Here is a 14,639-nt window from a genome sequence, read left to right as displayed (position 1 = left end):
TGGTGCTGGAGCGAACGGTGCCCGTGGCTCCGCCACGGACTCCCAGGGGGTTGCGGTGACGGACACCCGAGGGCAGGGGCCCTCGTACGAGGCGTACAACGGGCCGCTGCCCGGCGAGCGCGCGGGCGCGCAGCAGCCGAGCGGGCCCTACCACCCGCCGCAGGCCTACGGCGCTCAGGCGCCGGGCTCCGGCCCGGCCGGCGGTGGCGCTGTGGGCGGCCAGAACACGGGCGCGGTACGCCGGCCGCGTACCGGGGCGCGCACCACGCCGCGGACGCGTAAGGCGCGACTGCGGGTGGCGAAGGCCGACCCGTGGTCCGTGATGAAGGTGAGCTTCCTGCTCTCCATCGCGCTGGGCATCTGCACGATCGTGGCCGCTTCGGTGCTGTGGATGGTCATGGACGCCATGGGCGTCTTCTCGACCGTCGGCGGCACGATCAGCGAGGCGACGGGGTCGAACGAGTCCAACGGATTCGATCTGCAGTCGTTCCTGTCGCTGCCGCGGGTGCTGATGTTCACCTCGGTGATCGCCGTGATCGATGTGGTCCTGATGACCGCGCTGGCGACGCTGGGCGCGTTCATCTACAACCTGTCCGCCGGTTTCGTGGGCGGTGTGGAGCTCACGCTGGCGGAGGACGAGTGACCTCCGGGGGGCCGCCCGGAACCGATTTTGGGACTGGCCCCCACGTGCGCTAATCTTCAGGAGTCAGCGCGCGGGACACACACCGCAGAGCGCGGCGGGGCTATAGCTCAGTTGGTTAGAGCGCATCCCTGATAAGGATGAGGCCACAGGTTCAAATCCTGTTAGCCCCACAGCGAAGATCGGCCCGGACGGTTCACCCGTTCGGGCCGATTGCTTTTCACGCGACGGGCCCGGCCTAGGTCACCGATCGGTATCGGTCGGTGTGTAGAGTGGGCGTCAGAAGTCTCCTACGTCAACGAAAGACGAGGTCGCGCGGTGAAGAAGCTTCTCCTGGTCGCACTGGCCGCCATCGGCGGGCTCCTCGTGTACCGCCAGATCCAGGCGGATCGCGCCGAGCAGGATCTGTGGACGGAGGCGACCGACTCCGTGCCCGCAGGTTCGGGTGTCTGAGTCGCAGATTGTCTGAGGGCGGAGCCCCGGCTGCTTTCGAGCGGCCGGGGCTCCGCGCTGTCCGGGCTCCGTGCTGTCCGGGCGCGCGCTGGCCGGGCGCGTGCTGTTCCGGCTCGTGCTGTTTCAGGGCCGTGACACCGTTCCTCTTGAGTTCACCCCCGCAAATCACTACGTTGCTAGAGCAAAGTTGACCTCGGCCGTCTCCGGCACGGCGCGGCGGCTGTGGCGGAAAAGCAGGACAAGCGGGGCGAAGGGTCCGCACGCGCAGACAGCGGAGGGACGGGCGGGGCAGGATGGACCGTCATCGAGGCTGCCGGAGCGGGCGGCGCAGCCGTCGTACTGATCGCGGGGGCGGTGTTCCCTGTGGGGCGAGTACGGGGCGGGACAGCGACGGACACGAGGAGAGGCGCGTGAAGACGCAGCGCTGGAGCACGCGGCGCCTGGGGACGCGGCGGCGGTCGACGCGGATTCGGCCGACGCGGATTCGGTCGACGCGGATTCCGTCGACCCGGGGCGGGATGCGGGCGGCCGGCTCCCTGGCCGCGGCGGTGGGCGTGGCGGCGGTGTTCACGGCCGCGGTGCTGCCGGGCGTGGCGTGGGCGGCCGACGAGGTCCCGTACGCCTTCGACGGCGGGGGCATACGGGTCAAGGGCGCCGCATCCAGCCTGGACGCCCGCCAGTTGAAGGCCGGGCAGAGCTACCGGGACAGCATCGAGAAGGACGGCAAGCTCTACTACCGGGTCGACCTCGACGACAAGCAGAACGCGTACGTGTCGGTGGTCGCCGTGCCGAAGGCCGGCGGCAAGCCGGAGTACGGCGACGGCATCAAGGTGAGCCTCCAGGACGGTTCGGGCTCGCAGTGCGGCACCCAGGTCACCCTTTTCGAGTCCGCCTACTTCACCCGCCCCATCACCGCGTACGCCCACCGTACGATCGAGGCCGGCAGCTCCACCTGCCAGCAGGCGGGCGCCTACTACGTGCTGGTCGAGCGGACCTCGAAGGCCGTCTCCACGCCCGAAGACTGGGAAATGGAGATCCGGTACGTCACCGAGCCGGGCGTGAAGCAGACCGGCCCCACCGAGCTTCCCGAGAACTGGCCCTCCTCCTCGCCCCCGCCACCCGCCGGCGGCCCGCAGACGCGGCAGGGAGGCGCGGGCTTCCACGATGCCACCTCGCTGACGCAGGGCGAGTGGCGCACCGACATCAAGCCCGGGCAGACGCTGTTCTACCGGGTGCCCGTCGACTGGGGGCAGCAGCTGTTCGCCACCGTGGAACTGGGAAGCAGCCCCACCGGCGTCACCGAGTACCTCAGCAACGCGCTGGTGCTCTCCCTCGCCAACCCGGCCCGCGGCCATGTCGACCAGGAGACCGTCACCTACGCCGGCAAGCCGGCGACACTCGCTCTCGACCCGCTCCGGCCGGTCGCGTTCGAGAACCGTTACTCCTCCAGCAGGCAGACCAACCCCCTGCGGTTCGCGGGCTGGTACTACCTGTCGGCCACGCTCAGCCCCGAGGTCGTCGAGGAGTACGGGGACAAGCCGATGCCGCTGACCCTGCGGGTGAACGTCACGGGCACGGCGAAGGCGGGTCCCGCGTACGACGGGGACGCCGGCCCCTTCAAGGTCACCGACGACGACCGCGACGCGGCCGCCAGCGGCGCGAGCGGGCCGCAGGCGGGGAGGAGCGACAGCATGGCCCTGGTCGCGGCGGCCGGGATCGGCGCCGGGACGGTACTGGTCGTCGGGCTCGGCGTGTGGACGCTCGCCGGGCGGCGCAGGGCCGCCCGGGACGCGCCGCAGGACGGCCCGCCGCAGTTCGGGCCGCCGACGGCCTGGTAGCGGGCCCGCTGGGGGCTGGGGCCGGGGCTGGGGCTCAGCCGCCGGGTCCGGTCCGGGCTCAGGTCCGGGCTCAGGTCTGGGTCAGTGCCCAGATGCCGACGGCGAAACAGACCAGCGCGACGAACAGCACCGGGATCGCCACCTTCGGGGGCGGTCCCGGCCGCTTTGCGGGGGCTGAAGCACCCGGCGTCGCCCGGACGGGAACCTGTCCGGCGTGAGCGGTGTATTGACGAGTAGAAGGCTGGGGGAACGACACCGCGGCCGTCGGGGCCTGGGCGTAGTCCGGCGCGGCGGCGGGATGGGGGGAGGCCGCGTGCGCGGAGGAGACGGGGACCGGAGGCTGCGTGGGGGCGGCGGCCGGCTGACGGGGCGGCGGGGGCAGGTGGAAGCTGCCCGTCTCGGAGGCGCTCGGCAGCTGCTGCTGGGCCTGCTGGGCCGGGGTCTGTGGCTGGTCCTGCGGGTGTACGGATGGTGGTACGTGTACGGGGGCCGTCGGAGGGTGGGGCGCGGGGGTCTCGGGTCCGTTCGGGCCGAAACCGGCGGGCAGCGGGCCGATCTGGTCGAAGACCTCGACCGGCTCCTCGTCCGGGCGGGGCTCGGGCAGCATCTCGACCGCCGCGGTGAGCGCCTTGCGCACCCCCGTGGCCGTCTTGAAGCGGGCCTGCGGGTCGGGCTGGAGCAGACCGGCCAGGACCTGCCAGAGCGGCTCAGGGATCCCCTCCGGGGCTCCCGGCGTCCCATGCGCCATGAAGTGCTCGATCAGGGCGCGGGAGTCCGGCTTCTGGCCCTGGAGCAGATAGAGGGCGACCAGGCCGACCGCGAAGAGGTCGGCCGGGAAGTCCGGCTCGGCGCCGAGCATCTGCTCGGGCGCGAAGTAACCGGGCGTCCCCACCACGTAGTTGGTCTCCGTCAGGCGGGGCTCGCCCTTGCGCATCGAGATGCCGAAGTCGGACAGCCGCAGATGCGGCCGCCCGGTTCCGGTGACGTCGAGCAGGATGTTCGCCGGCTTGATGTCACGGTGCACGACCCCCTCCGCGTGCACCGTGGCCAATCCGGAGAGCAGCTGGTCCAGCAGGGTGCAGACGAAGCGCGGCGGCAGCGGCCCGTAGTCGCCGATCACGTGCGCCAGAGACCCGCCGGCCACCAGATCCATGGTGAACAGCACCTTGTCGTCGTCGGCGGCCCAACTGGCCGGCGCGAGGACATGGGGATGGTCGATCCGGAGCGCCTGCTCCCGGACGAAGCGGAGCAGCGTGTGGGCATCGCTCTGCTGGAGCACCTTGGCCGCCACGTACCGGCGGCGACGGTGGTCCCACGCACGCCAGACCGCGCCGACCCCACCGCGTCCGATCGGGTCGATCAGCTCGTACCGACCAGCGAAGACCTCACCCATTGCGCTGCGCCCGCTCCCCGTCGTGCCGGGTCCGTCTCACCGGACCGGCTGCTCTGCGTCAGTTCTGGTGCGACTCGTAGTGCGCGACCGCGTCCGCGGTCCGCCCGGCGCCGTACACCCGGAGGAACTCTGCCAGCTCCGGGTGGGCGGGGGCGAGGGAGTCGGCGGCGTCGATGATGTCGCCCGCGGCCGCGACCGAGCGCAGCAGCGACTGGATCTCGCGGACCACCCGGCGCACGGTCGGCGCGCCCGAGCTGGTGGTGGTCTGCGTGGTGCCGGTGAGGACGGATCCGCCCTGGGACTTCTTGATCTCGTCCATGCGGTCGGTGGCCTCGGCCGCGCTGACGCTGCCGTCGGCGACCAGGCCGGCGAGCTCCTGGAGGGCCTGGACGCGCTGCACGACGGCCGGGTTGCCGATCTTGGCCCGCTGGCCGCTCATCAGCTGGGAGAGCATGGGTGCCGACAGTCCGAGCACAGCCGCGAGCCGGGCCTGATTGAGGCCGAGATCGTCGATCAGCCGACGGAAGAGCGCCCCCAGCGGCTCCCCGTACCAACTGCGCTGAAGCTCGCGGGCTCTTGCCGTGGCTTCCTGCTGAACTGCGTCCATTACTTCTCCCCATCCCTGGGGTTCGCCACTGCGAACCTCGGTCAGCATCTTACGGAGCGTGGTCGTCCACCGGGAGTCCCAATCCTTTTGCGGGAAAGAGGGGGTGACCCGGTACTCTGTTCTCGTTCCGGGGCCTTAGCTCAGTTGGTAGAGCGCTGTCTTTGCATGGCAGATGTCAGGGGTTCGACTCCCCTAGGCTCCACCGGACAAGCCCCTCCGAGCCGCGGGAACGCGGTGCGGAGGGGCTTTTGTCATGCGGCCCGTGGCCGGGCGGATTGGCCCACGTCCGGGGGCTCGTAATGGACCTGTCAGGGTGGGCCACCGGCTCTTAGCGTCGTGTTCATGGCGAACACCTCCACCGCGGTACCGCAGGCCTCCCGCGCACCCCGGGCGCTCCTCGTCGCCCAGCTGAGCAACTCGATCGGCGACGGTGCCTTCTACGTCACCTCGGCCCTCTACTTCAGCCAGATCGTCGGCCTGTCCGCCGCCCGGATCGGCATCGGGCTCACGCTCGCCTGGGCCGTCGGGTCGGTCGCCGGTGTCTGGCTCGGACACCTCGCCGACCGGCGCGGCCCCCGGTCCACAGCCGTCCTGCTCGCCCTGGCCACCGCGGCGGCCGTCGGCTCGTTCCTCGTCATCCGCTCATTCGTGCCGTTCCTGGTCGCGGCCGCCGTGTACGCCACCGCCCAGAGCGGCCTCGCCGCCGCCCGCCAGGCGCTGCTCGCCGGGCTGGTCGAGCCCGCGTCCCGTACCGAGGTACTGGCCCGGCTGCAGTCCACCCTCAACGCCGGCCTCGCCGTCGGCGCAGGCCTCGGCGGACTCGCCCTGCACGCCGGCACCCGCACGGCCTACCTGGCGGTGTTCGCCCTGGACGCGGCCGGCTTCCTGATCTGTGCCCTCGTGCTGCGCGGACTGCCGTCCGTGCCCCCCGCCCCCGTCGCCGCCGTCGGCGAGCCGCGCCTCGCCGTGCTCCGCGACCGTCCCTACGCGCTGCTCACTCTGCTGAACGCGCTGATGCTCCTGCGGCTTCCGCTGCTCAGCCTCGCCCTGCCGCTGTGGATCGTGCAGCGGACCCCGGCGCCCGGGTGGATCGTGTCGGCGCTCTTCGTCCTCAACACCGCGGCGGTGATGCTCTTCCAGGTACGGGTGGCCAGGAAGGTCACCGGCCTGTCCGAGGCCACGCGCGCGGTGGGCACGGCCGGCGCCGTCATGCTCGCCTCGTGCGCCGTGTTCGCGGTGACGGCGGCCGACCTCGGGCCCTGGGCGACCGTCGCCGTCCTCACCCTCGGCGCGGCGCTCCAGGTCGTCGCCGAGATGCGCCACTCCGCCGGCTCCTGGCAGATCGGCTTCGCCCTCGCGCCCGGCGGCCGGATCGGCCAGTACCAGGGCTTCTACGGGACCGGCGTCCCCGTCGCACGGACCCTCGGCCCGCTCCTGGTCACCACGCTCCTGATCACCTGGGGCGTGCCCGGCTGGCTTCTCCTCGGCGGGTTCTTCCTGGTCACCGGGGTCGCCACGAAACCGGCGGTCCGCTGGGCGGAGCGGACCCGCAACCGGGCACCCCTCACCCACGGCGCCACGGAGCACGTCGACGCCCACTGAGCCGGACGGGTGGTGTTCATCGGAAGAACTGCGCGGGGACGGCGTCGCTCCGGGCAATCCGGATCCGCGTCCCCATCATGAGGAAGGTACGAAAAGCGCGCAATCCGAAATGCACCATCCGAGAACAGCACGAACAGAACAACCGCGAACAGAACGCACAGCACGAACAGCACGAGCATCCCGAACCGAAAGTGAGGGGCCATGGCCACCGCCAAGGTCAAGCAGTTCTGGACCGCCTTCATCTCCGTACTCTTCGCCCTGCTCGCCTCCGTCGGCCTGGCGTCCACCGCCGCCGCCGCCCAGGCCCCCGCTGTCCAGCAGCCGGAGGAGCCGACCGCGCGCGCCGCCGCCGCCGGAGCCCGTACGACCACCGCCGTACCGGCACAGAGGGCGGCGTATCAGTGGCCCATGGTCCGCGAGCGCTCCCTGCCGCCCACGATCAAGCAGCGCATCGGCGCCGAGGCGCACAACTCCTCGCCCTCCGTACGCCACCTGCGCGCCGACTCCCCGGCCGAGACCGCGCTCACGGACCAGACGGAGCTGTCCGGCCTGTCGCTCGCCTCGGCGGCGTAGGGCATGGGGAGTCGACGTACTCCTCTCCAGGCCCTACGAGCCGGCCGGAACGCGGAGGCAGTCCACGGTCAGCGACGCTCGTCGCGATCCGTGTCCGCATCGGCATCGGCGCCCGCCTCGGCCTCCTTGGCCTCCACCTCGGGATCGAGAGCCCCACTGCCGTCGACGGACGTCAGCGGCGAAGTCCGGGACGACGGTTCCGACACGGCCTCATCGACCTCGGTAGGAGCGGGCGGTTCGACCAGCCAGTCCGGGTTGGCCTGCTTGTCCCACCACTTCCATGCACAGTAGGCGCCTGCGGCCACCACGCCGAGGACAGCGAGTCCCTTGGCGAGACGCCCGGCCCTGGCACGACGCTTGTGCTTCCGTACGAGCTTCTCGATCTCCTTCGGTGTCACCTGACCGCGCAGTGCGGCCCAGGCGGCCACCGAACGCGATCCGGCCTCGTCCAGAACGGGACCGGTCGCGGCGACCGCGCTCTCGACGCGCGGAACGGTGTAGTCGGCCGCCTGACGGGCGGCCTTGCGGGTCACCACCGCGGCACGATGCGCCGCGTCGTCGACCCGCGGCGGTACATGCGGTGCGACATAGGCGTTGTACTGCACACGAGCTTGAACACGGGCCTGCTGAGTGGCCTTAGAAACCTTCGGCGCGAGCCGGACACGTGCCTCGTGCGCATAGCGCGTGGCCTGGTCCTTGGCCGTGCCGGCATACTGCACGGCCTGTTCCTTGGCCGTGTCGGCATAGGGCGCCACCACTTCCGCGGCGTGCAGCACGCTGTCCTTGGCCGAATCGGTCGCGGCGCGCACGCTGTCCATCCGGGTCACGGGATCCTCCTACTCGGTGGCGGTGTCGGTATTTCGCCTTTCCACCCTTTTCGAAATCATGCCTGTCCGATCGCGGTCCGGCATGCGGGGCTGGCATCCGGGGCATGCCCACGACGCTTCCGTGCGAGGATGCGATGCGCGTCAGTGGAGACTTACGGAAGGCGGACCGTGGCCGAGCAGCTCTACGCCACTCTCAAAACCAGCCAGGGCGACATCGAGATTCGGCTGCTGCCGAACCACGCCCCGAAGACGGTCAGGAACTTCACCGAACTCGCCAACGGCGAGCGGGAGTGGACGCATCCGGCCACCGGCACCGTCGCCGCGGAGCGCCTCTACGACGGCACCGTCTTCCACCGGGTCATCGAAGGCTTCATGATCCAGGGCGGAGACCCGCTGGGGAACGGCACGGGCGGGCCGGGCTACGAGTTCGCCGACGAGTTCCACCCCGAGCTCTTCTTCGACCGCCCCTACCTGCTGGCCATGGCCAACGCCGGCCCGGGTACGAACGGCTCGCAGTTCTTCATCACCGTCGGCGCCACGACCTGGCTGAACCGCAAGCACACGATCTTCGGTGAGGTCGTCGGCGCGGCGAGCAAGAAGGTCGTCGACGCCATCGCCGCGACGCCGGTCAACCCGAACACCAAGCGGCCGCTCGACGACGTGGTCCTGGAGTCGGTCGTCATCGAGACCCGCTGACGGCGGGTCCGCTTCGGCACCAGGCTCCCGCCCCACCGACCGAGCCGGCCGGCGGGCCCGGTGAGCGCCCGGCCCGCGCACCCCCCGACAGGGAACCTTTCCGCCCCGCCCGTCCGTATCAGGAAGGCGGGGCGCTGCCTCGCCGCCCCATCTCCTCGGGAGGGACCTCCATGGAGCCGCAGTCCGGCCTGCCGCGCTGTTACCGCCACCCGGACGTCGAGACAGGCATCCGCTGCACCCGCTGCGAGAAGCCGATCTGCCCGCAGTGCATGGTCTCCGCGTCCGTCGGCTTCCAGTGCCCCGACTGCGTACGGAACGGCTCCGGCACGGGCCACGCGCCCGACGCCAATCAGCCCCGTACGCTCGCCGGCGGCCGGGTGGCGTCGGACGGGCGTCTCGTCACCAAGATCCTCATCGCGGTCAACCTCGCCCTCTTCATCGCCGTCCAGGTGGCCGGCGACCGGCTCGTGGACGAGCTGTCGCTGATCGGGTACGCGTTCAGCCCGCCGCTCGGCGAGATCGTGGGGGTCGCGGACGGCGAGTGGTACCGGCTGCTGACCTCGACCTTCCTCCACCAGGAGATCCCGCACTTCCTCTTCAACATGCTGGGACTCTGGGTCATCGGCGGCATCGTCGAACCCGAGCTCGGCAGGATCCGCTACGCGACGCTCTGTCTGCTCTCCGGCCTCTCCGGATCCGCCCTCGCCTACCTGCTGGCCGCGCCGAACCAGCCCTCGCTCGGCGCCTCCGGCGTCGTCTTCGGACTGATCGGCGCCTGGGCGGTGCTCACCCGGCGCCGACGCTACGACATGCGGCCGGTGATCCTCTTCGTCGCCCTGTCGCTGCTGCTGACCTTCACCCGCCCCGGGATCTCCTGGGAGGCGCACATCGGCGGCCTCGTCGGCGGCGCCCTGGTGACCTACGGTCTGCTGCACGCGCCACGGGCCAAGCGGAACGTCGTGCAGTACGGAGCCTGTGGACTGGTGCTTCTGATCGATCTGGGTCTTGTCCTCGCCCGCTCGGCATCGCTCACCTGAGCGCACAGGGCTGTGGACGAGCTTTCTCTGAAAGCTTTCCCCAGAGTTATCCACAGCGCGTGGTGGATCATGTGCACCGCGCGGGGAACGACACCGCCCCCCGCTCCTGAGCTGGGCTTTTCCAGCAGGAGCGAGGGGCGGAGTGGATTCTGTGCTACGGCGCCGCAGTCACACCGGCGTCAACCGGACCCTGAGTTATCCACAGATCTTCGTAAGTTATCCAGTGCTGTGCACAACGCTGTGGATAAGTTCAGGGCAAGGCTTGCCCGGCAAGTCGGGAGCCGGCCGCGGAACCGGCCGCGGAGCCCGTCGCCGGGAGCCCGCTACTTCCACTGGGTGGAGACGCCGAACCCGGCCGCGATGAAGCCGAAGCCCACGACGATGTTCCAGTTGTTGATGGACTTCACCGGCAGCGTGCCGTCGGTGACGTAGAAGACGACGATCCACACGAGCCCGATGAGGAACAGCGCCAGCATCACCGGAGCCACCCAGCTGCGGTTGGTCAGCTTGATGTTGGTGGCCTGCTTGGCGGGCGGGGGCGTGAAGTCGGCCTTCTTGCGGATACGTGACTTCGGCACGAGGGACTCTCCTGTCGATGCGCTGCGTGACCGCGCAGGGAACTGTGGCTGGCGCCGGGGTGGGACGGCTGGGTGACGTAGGAGGACCACTGCGTCCCCCGGGCGTCCGTTAGCGTAGTGGTTCCACGGCACCGAAGGGGATCAGGGTACGTTGAGCAATTCTGCCGACTCTTCCCCCGGACCGGGCCGACCCACCAGGTGGCGCCCCGTCCGGCTGCTGACTGCTGCCGTCTTCGCCCTCGCCGGGCTGATCTTCGTGACGAGCTTCAACACTGCCAAGGGTACGAACATCCGGACCGACGCCTCGCTTCTGCGGCTCTCCGACCTCATCGAGGAGCGCAGCCACAAGAACGCCGGCCTGGACGAGTCCACCGCCGCCCTGCGGGGACAGGTCGACGGCCTCGCGGCGCGCGACGACGGCTCCACGAGGGCCGAGGACGCGAGGCTGCGCGCCCTGGAGGCCGCCGCGGGCACCACCCCGGTGTCCGGGCAGGGCCTGACGGTCACCCTGAACGACGCCCCGCCGAACGCCCAGGCCGCCCCCGGCTACCCCGAGCCGCAGGCCAACGACCTCGTCATCCACCAGCAGGACCTCCAGGCGGTCGTGAACGCGCTGTGGCAGGGCGGGGCCCGGGGCATCCAGGTCATGGACCAGCGGCTCATCTCGACCAGCGCCGTGCGCTGTGTGGGCAACACCCTGATCCTCCAGGGCCGGGTCTACTCGCCCCCGTACAAGATCACCGCGGTGGGTGACCGGGGGAAGCTGACCAAGGCGCTCGCCGACGCGCCGGCCGTGCAGAACTACCAGCTGTACGTGAAGGCGTACGGGCTCGGCTGGAAAGTCGACGAGCACAGGGCGATGACTCTTCCCGGCTACTCCGGCACAGTGGATCTCCACTACGCGAAGCCTGTGAGCTGACTGCGGGGAGGCCCGGCCGGTGGCGGTGCGACTGATCGTCAGGACGTTCAGCGAGCTGTGCATCACCGTCGGGACCGTGATCGTCCTCTTCGTCGTCTATGTCCTCCACTGGACCGGCGTCCAGGCGGAGAGCGCGACGGCCGGGCAGATCGGCATCCTGGAGCGGGAGTGGGTGGACCGGCCCGTCGCCGAAGCGGTCACGGCCGCGCCGCCCCCGCGGCCGTACAGAACGGGCCGGGGCATCGCCGTCATGTACATTCCCCGGCTCGGCGGGGGCTGGGAGTGGCCCGTCCTGGAGGGCACCTCCGCCGCCGTCCTGAAGAAGGGCCTGGGCCACTACGCCTCCACCGCCCGCCTCGGCGGGACCGGCAACTTCTCGGTGGCCGGCCACCGGCGCACGTACGGAGATCCGTTCAAGGACTTCCCCCGGCTGCGGCCGGGTGACGCGGTCGTCCTCACCGACGGGACGACCTGGTTCACGTACCGGATCGCGCGGAAGCCGTACCGGACCGTCCCCACCGACGTCGGCGTGATCGATCCCGTGCCCCGGCCCCTGAAGAAGGACGCGTCCGCGTTCGACGGGCCGGGCCGCTATCTGACGCTCACCACCTGCGAGCCGGAGTGGGGCAGCAGCCACCGGCTGATCGCCTGGGCGCATCTGGAGGCCACCCAGCCTGTGACGCAGGGCAAGCCGCCGGCTTTGGCGGGCTGACCCCTCACGGCTCCTTCGCCCCGTACTCTGGTGCCCGTAACGAACGGAAGGGGCAGTGGACGTCATGTACGGCTGGATCTGGCGGCATCTGCCGGGCAACGCGTGGGTCCGGGGCATCATCTCGCTCGTGCTCGTCCTGGGTGTCGTGTACACCCTCTTCCAGTACGTGTTCCCCTGGGCGGAGCCGCTGCTTCCGTTCAACGACGTGACGGTGGACGGCCAGTGAGCGCGCGGATTCTCGTCGTCGACAACTACGACAGCTTCGTCTTCAACCTCGTCCAGTACCTCTACCAGCTCGGCGCCGAGTGCGAGGTGCTCCGCAACGACGAGGTCGAGCTGGGCCACGCCCAGGACGGCTTCGACGGCGTCCTGCTGTCGCCCGGGCCGGGCGCGCCCGAACAGGCCGGTGTCTGCATCGACATGGTGCGCCACTGCGCCTCGACCGGGGTGCCCGTCTTCGGGGTCTGCCTGGGCATGCAGTCGATGGCGGTCGCGTACGGCGGTGTCGTCGACCGTGCCCCCGAGCTGCTGCACGGCAAGACCTCGCTCGTCACCCACGGGGGCAAGGGGGTCTTCGCGGGCCTGCCGTCGCCGTTCACGGCGACGCGCTACCACTCGCTGGCCGCGGAGCCCGCGGAGCTGCCGGACGAGCTCGAGGTCACGGCGCGGACGGAGGACGGCATCATCATGGGACTTCGCCACCGTGAACTGGCTGTCGAGGGTGTGCAGTTCCACCCCGAGTCGGTGCTCACCGAGCACGGCCACCTGATGCTCGCCAACTGGCTGGAGCAGTGCGGCGACAAGGGGGCGATCGGCAGGTCGGCGGGGCTCGCGCCGGTGGTGGGCAAGGCCGTCGCGTGACGACGGGGTCGCCGTGGTTCCGGGCGACGAACGTGTCGGAACCGGAGCCGGGGTCGATACCTCAGGCCGTACCGGGGCCTGAGGAGACGGCGTACGCGCCGCGGCCCGAGGGGTACGGGTACGACGCGTCGGCGTACGGGGCGGGGTACGGGTCGGTGCCGGAGACCACCCCGGCGGCTGAGGCGCCTCCGTACGCGCCTCAGGAGCCGCACGGGCACCAGGAGTCGTACGACGCGTCTCAGGAGCCGTATGAGAGCCCGCAGGAGGCGCCGTACGAGCCGTACGAGCCTCGGGACGAGACGATGGCCCTGCGGACCGTGGAGGAGGCGGAGACGCCGCCTGCGGGCCCCGGCAGGGCCGAGCGGCGGCGCGCCGCCAAGGGCAGGGGGGCCAAGGGGAAGGGCCGCCGGGGCGCAGCGTCCGCCGAGCCGGCCTCCGGGGCCCCCGCCGCGCCGCTGTCCCGCGTCGAGGCGCGCCGCGCGGCCCGGGCGGCGAAGGACAGCGTCGGTGTCGTCGCCAGCCGGGTGGTGGGCGAGCTGTTCATCACGTTCGGCGTGGTGATGCTGCTGTTCGTGACGTACCAGCTGTGGTGGACGAACGTGCGGGCCGGGCAGCAGGCGAACCAGGCCAAGGGGCAGATAGAGGACTCCTGGTCCAAGGGGCGCGCGCCGGGGGCGTTCGAGCCGGGGCAGGGCTTCGCGATCATGTACATCCCCAAGCTGGACGTGGTCGTCCCCGTCGCCGAGGGCATCAACAAGCCGAAGGTCCTGGACCGGGGCATGGTGGGCCACTACAGCGAGGGCACCCTGAAGACGGCGATGCCGGGCGACAAGGAGGGGAACTTCGCGGTGGCCGGTCACCGCAACACCCACGGTGAACCCTTCCGGTACATCAACCAGCTGAAGCCGGGGGACCCGATCGTCGTCGAGACCCAGGACGCGTACTACACGTACGAGATGGCGAGCATCCTGCCGCAGACCGCGCCGTCGAACGTCTCGGTGATCGATCCGGTGCCGAAGCAGTCCGGCTTCAAGGGCCCGGGGCGGTACATCACGCTGACGACGTGCACGCCCGAATTCACCAGTACGTACCGCATGATCGTGTGGGGCAAGATGGTCGAGGAACGCCCGCGCAGCAAGGGAAAGCCGGACGCGCTCGTAGGCTGAGCCCCTACGACCCCACGACCCCACACTTCAGGACGGGACGACGCAGTGGCACGTGCGCGCAACCGGATCGCCGGAGTCATCAGTCTCTTCGGTGAACTCCTCATCACCGCGGGCCTGGTGCTCGGTCTCTTCGTCGTCTACTCGCTGTGGTGGACCAACGTCCTGGCCGACCGCGCCGCCGACAAGGACGGCCATCAGGTCCGCGACAACTGGGCGTCGGGCCCGGGCGCCCTGGACACCAAGGACGGCATCGGCTTCCTGCATGTCCCGGCGATGGGCGGGGACGAGATACTCGTCAAGAAGGGCACGGACAGCAAGACGCTGAACAACGGCGTCGCCGGCTACTACACGGACCCGGTCGCGTCGGCCCTTCCACAGGACAAGCAGGGCAACTTCACGCTGGCGGCGCACCGGGACGGGCACGGGGCGAAGTTCCACAACATCCACAAGTTGAAGAACGGCGACGCGATCGTCTTCGAGTCCAAGGACACGTGGTTCGTGTACAAGGTCTACAAGGCGCTGCCGGAGACGACGAAGTACAACGTGGACGTGCTCCAGCCGGTCCCGAAGGAATCGGGCAAGGCGAAGCCGGGCCGCTACATCACGCTGACGACGTGCACGCCGATGTACACGTCGGACTTCCGGTACATCGTGTGGGGCGAGCTGGTCCGCACGGAGAAGGTCGACAGCTCGCGAACGCCGCCGGCGGAGCTGGCCTGACGAACTCCGAACCGACC

The 14,639-nt window shown here is 70.5% G+C and carries 17 protein-coding genes and 2 tRNA genes; 15 read left to right on the top strand and 4 right to left on the bottom strand.

What is annotated here, in order from left to right; all coding sequences use genetic code 11:
- Positions 1–55 precede the first annotated feature (55 nt).
- The 4 genes from M5362_RS17275 to M5362_RS17260 all read left to right on the top strand — a co-directional run bounded on the left by M5362_RS17275 (position 56) and on the right by M5362_RS17260 (position 2,931).
- On the top strand, positions 56–643 hold the full coding sequence (locus M5362_RS17275; RefSeq protein ID WP_260228439.1) for a DUF3566 domain-containing protein: 588 nt from the start codon (positions 56–58) through the stop codon (positions 641–643).
- A gap of 96 nt (positions 644–739) precedes the next feature.
- Positions 740–813: transfer RNA gene (locus M5362_RS17270), tRNA-Ile, on the top strand.
- 145 nt (positions 814–958) lie between these two features.
- On the top strand, positions 959–1,093 hold the full coding sequence (locus M5362_RS17265; RefSeq protein ID WP_003958712.1) for a DLW-39 family protein: 135 nt from the start codon (positions 959–961) through the stop codon (positions 1,091–1,093).
- A 518-nt stretch (positions 1,094–1,611) separates the two neighbouring features.
- Positions 1,612–2,931, top strand: a complete 1,320-nt coding sequence (locus M5362_RS17260; RefSeq protein ID WP_260228438.1) for a hypothetical protein — start codon at positions 1,612–1,614, stop codon at positions 2,929–2,931.
- 70 nt (positions 2,932–3,001) lie between these two features.
- On the opposite strand, the gene M5362_RS17255 is transcribed toward M5362_RS17260, so the two are convergent.
- Together M5362_RS17255 and M5362_RS17250 are read right to left on the bottom strand one after the other, a co-directional pair.
- Positions 3,002–4,324: a serine/threonine-protein kinase gene (locus M5362_RS17255; RefSeq protein WP_260228437.1), complete on the bottom strand. Its 1,323-nt coding sequence runs from the start codon at positions 4,322–4,324 to the stop codon at positions 3,002–3,004.
- 58 nt (positions 4,325–4,382) lie between these two features.
- The gene (locus M5362_RS17250; protein ID WP_260228436.1) at positions 4,383–4,931 is read right to left on the bottom strand and encodes a DNA-binding protein; all 549 of its coding nucleotides are present in this window, start codon (positions 4,929–4,931) and stop codon (positions 4,383–4,385) included.
- Positions 4,932–5,060: 129 nt separating this feature from the next.
- Here M5362_RS17250 and M5362_RS17245 point away from each other — a divergent pair.
- The 3 genes from M5362_RS17245 (at position 5,061) to M5362_RS17235 (ending at position 7,106) form a co-directional block, all read left to right on the top strand.
- A tRNA-Ala gene (locus tag M5362_RS17245) sits at positions 5,061–5,133 on the top strand.
- Positions 5,134–5,273: 140 nt separating this feature from the next.
- Positions 5,274–6,533, top strand: a complete 1,260-nt coding sequence (locus M5362_RS17240; protein ID WP_260228435.1) for an MFS transporter — start codon at positions 5,274–5,276, stop codon at positions 6,531–6,533.
- A gap of 201 nt (positions 6,534–6,734) precedes the next feature.
- On the top strand, positions 6,735–7,106 hold the full coding sequence (locus M5362_RS17235) for a DUF6344 domain-containing protein (RefSeq protein ID WP_260228434.1): 372 nt from the start codon (positions 6,735–6,737) through the stop codon (positions 7,104–7,106).
- A 68-nt stretch (positions 7,107–7,174) separates the two neighbouring features.
- On the opposite strand, the gene M5362_RS17230 is transcribed toward M5362_RS17235, so the two are convergent.
- The gene (locus tag M5362_RS17230; RefSeq protein ID WP_260228433.1) at positions 7,175–7,933 is read right to left on the bottom strand and encodes a DUF5324 family protein; all 759 of its coding nucleotides are present in this window, start codon (positions 7,931–7,933) and stop codon (positions 7,175–7,177) included.
- A 168-nt stretch (positions 7,934–8,101) separates the two neighbouring features.
- Here M5362_RS17230 and M5362_RS17225 point away from each other — a divergent pair, with 168 nt between their 5' ends.
- The gene (locus M5362_RS17225; RefSeq protein WP_308354880.1) at positions 8,102–8,629 is read left to right on the top strand and encodes a peptidylprolyl isomerase; all 528 of its coding nucleotides are present in this window, start codon (positions 8,102–8,104) and stop codon (positions 8,627–8,629) included.
- 170 nt (positions 8,630–8,799) lie between these two features.
- Entirely contained in the window at positions 8,800–9,666 is an 867-nt protein-coding gene (locus M5362_RS17220) for a rhomboid family intramembrane serine protease (protein ID WP_260228431.1), read from the top strand.
- A 323-nt stretch (positions 9,667–9,989) separates the two neighbouring features.
- Here the strand turns inward: M5362_RS17220 and crgA are convergent, their stop codons facing one another.
- Complete coding sequence (gene crgA, locus M5362_RS17215) at positions 9,990–10,244, bottom strand: cell division protein CrgA (protein ID WP_137988265.1); 255 nt, start codon at positions 10,242–10,244, stop codon at positions 9,990–9,992.
- 151 nt (positions 10,245–10,395) lie between these two features.
- On the opposite strand from crgA, the gene M5362_RS17210 reads away from it, so the two are divergent.
- The 6 genes from M5362_RS17210 to M5362_RS17185 are packed head-to-tail and all read left to right on the top strand — an operon-like array spanning position 10,396 to position 14,622.
- The gene (locus M5362_RS17210) at positions 10,396–11,163 is read left to right on the top strand and encodes a DUF881 domain-containing protein (protein ID WP_260228430.1); all 768 of its coding nucleotides are present in this window, start codon (positions 10,396–10,398) and stop codon (positions 11,161–11,163) included.
- Positions 11,164–11,182: 19 nt separating this feature from the next.
- The gene (locus tag M5362_RS17205) at positions 11,183–11,875 is read left to right on the top strand and encodes a class E sortase (protein WP_260228429.1); all 693 of its coding nucleotides are present in this window, start codon (positions 11,183–11,185) and stop codon (positions 11,873–11,875) included.
- A 55-nt stretch (positions 11,876–11,930) separates the two neighbouring features.
- Positions 11,931–12,101, top strand: coding sequence for a hypothetical protein (locus M5362_RS17200; protein WP_260228500.1), 171 nt, complete (start codon positions 11,931–11,933; stop codon positions 12,099–12,101).
- The gene (locus M5362_RS17195; protein ID WP_260228428.1) at positions 12,098–12,736 is read left to right on the top strand and encodes an aminodeoxychorismate/anthranilate synthase component II; all 639 of its coding nucleotides are present in this window, start codon (positions 12,098–12,100) and stop codon (positions 12,734–12,736) included. Before M5362_RS17200 ends, M5362_RS17195 begins: the two co-directional genes overlap by 4 nt.
- On the top strand, positions 12,655–13,902 hold the full coding sequence (locus M5362_RS17190) for a class E sortase (RefSeq protein ID WP_261366091.1): 1,248 nt from the start codon (positions 12,655–12,657) through the stop codon (positions 13,900–13,902). Before M5362_RS17195 ends, M5362_RS17190 begins: the two co-directional genes overlap by 82 nt.
- A gap of 45 nt (positions 13,903–13,947) precedes the next feature.
- Positions 13,948–14,622, top strand: coding sequence for a class E sortase (locus M5362_RS17185; RefSeq protein WP_260228426.1), 675 nt, complete (start codon positions 13,948–13,950; stop codon positions 14,620–14,622).
- The last annotated feature ends 17 nt before the right edge of the window (positions 14,623–14,639 follow it).

The sequence above is a fragment of the Streptomyces sp. Je 1-79 genome, assembly GCF_025195125.1.
In the GTDB taxonomy this organism is placed as follows: Bacteria; Actinomycetota; Actinomycetes; order Streptomycetales; family Streptomycetaceae; genus Streptomyces.
This window is presented reverse-complemented; position numbering and strand designations above follow the sequence as displayed.

Coding starts and splice junctions, on each gene's coding strand:
- M5362_RS17260 (WP_260228438.1), top strand. CDS start 1,612: ATGCGGGCGGCCGGCTCCCTGGCCGCGGCGGTGGGCGTGGCGGCGGTG.
- M5362_RS17255 (WP_260228437.1), bottom strand. CDS start 4,324: ATGGGTGAGGTCTTCGCTGGTCGGTACGAGCTGATCGACCCGATCGGA.
- M5362_RS17250 (WP_260228436.1), bottom strand. CDS start 4,931: ATGGACGCAGTTCAGCAGGAAGCCACGGCAAGAGCCCGCGAGCTTCAG.
- M5362_RS17240 (WP_260228435.1), top strand. CDS start 5,274: ATGGCGAACACCTCCACCGCGGTACCGCAGGCCTCCCGCGCACCCCGG.
- M5362_RS17235 (WP_260228434.1), top strand. CDS start 6,735: ATGGCCACCGCCAAGGTCAAGCAGTTCTGGACCGCCTTCATCTCCGTA.
- M5362_RS17220 (WP_260228431.1), top strand. CDS start 8,800: ATGGAGCCGCAGTCCGGCCTGCCGCGCTGTTACCGCCACCCGGACGTC.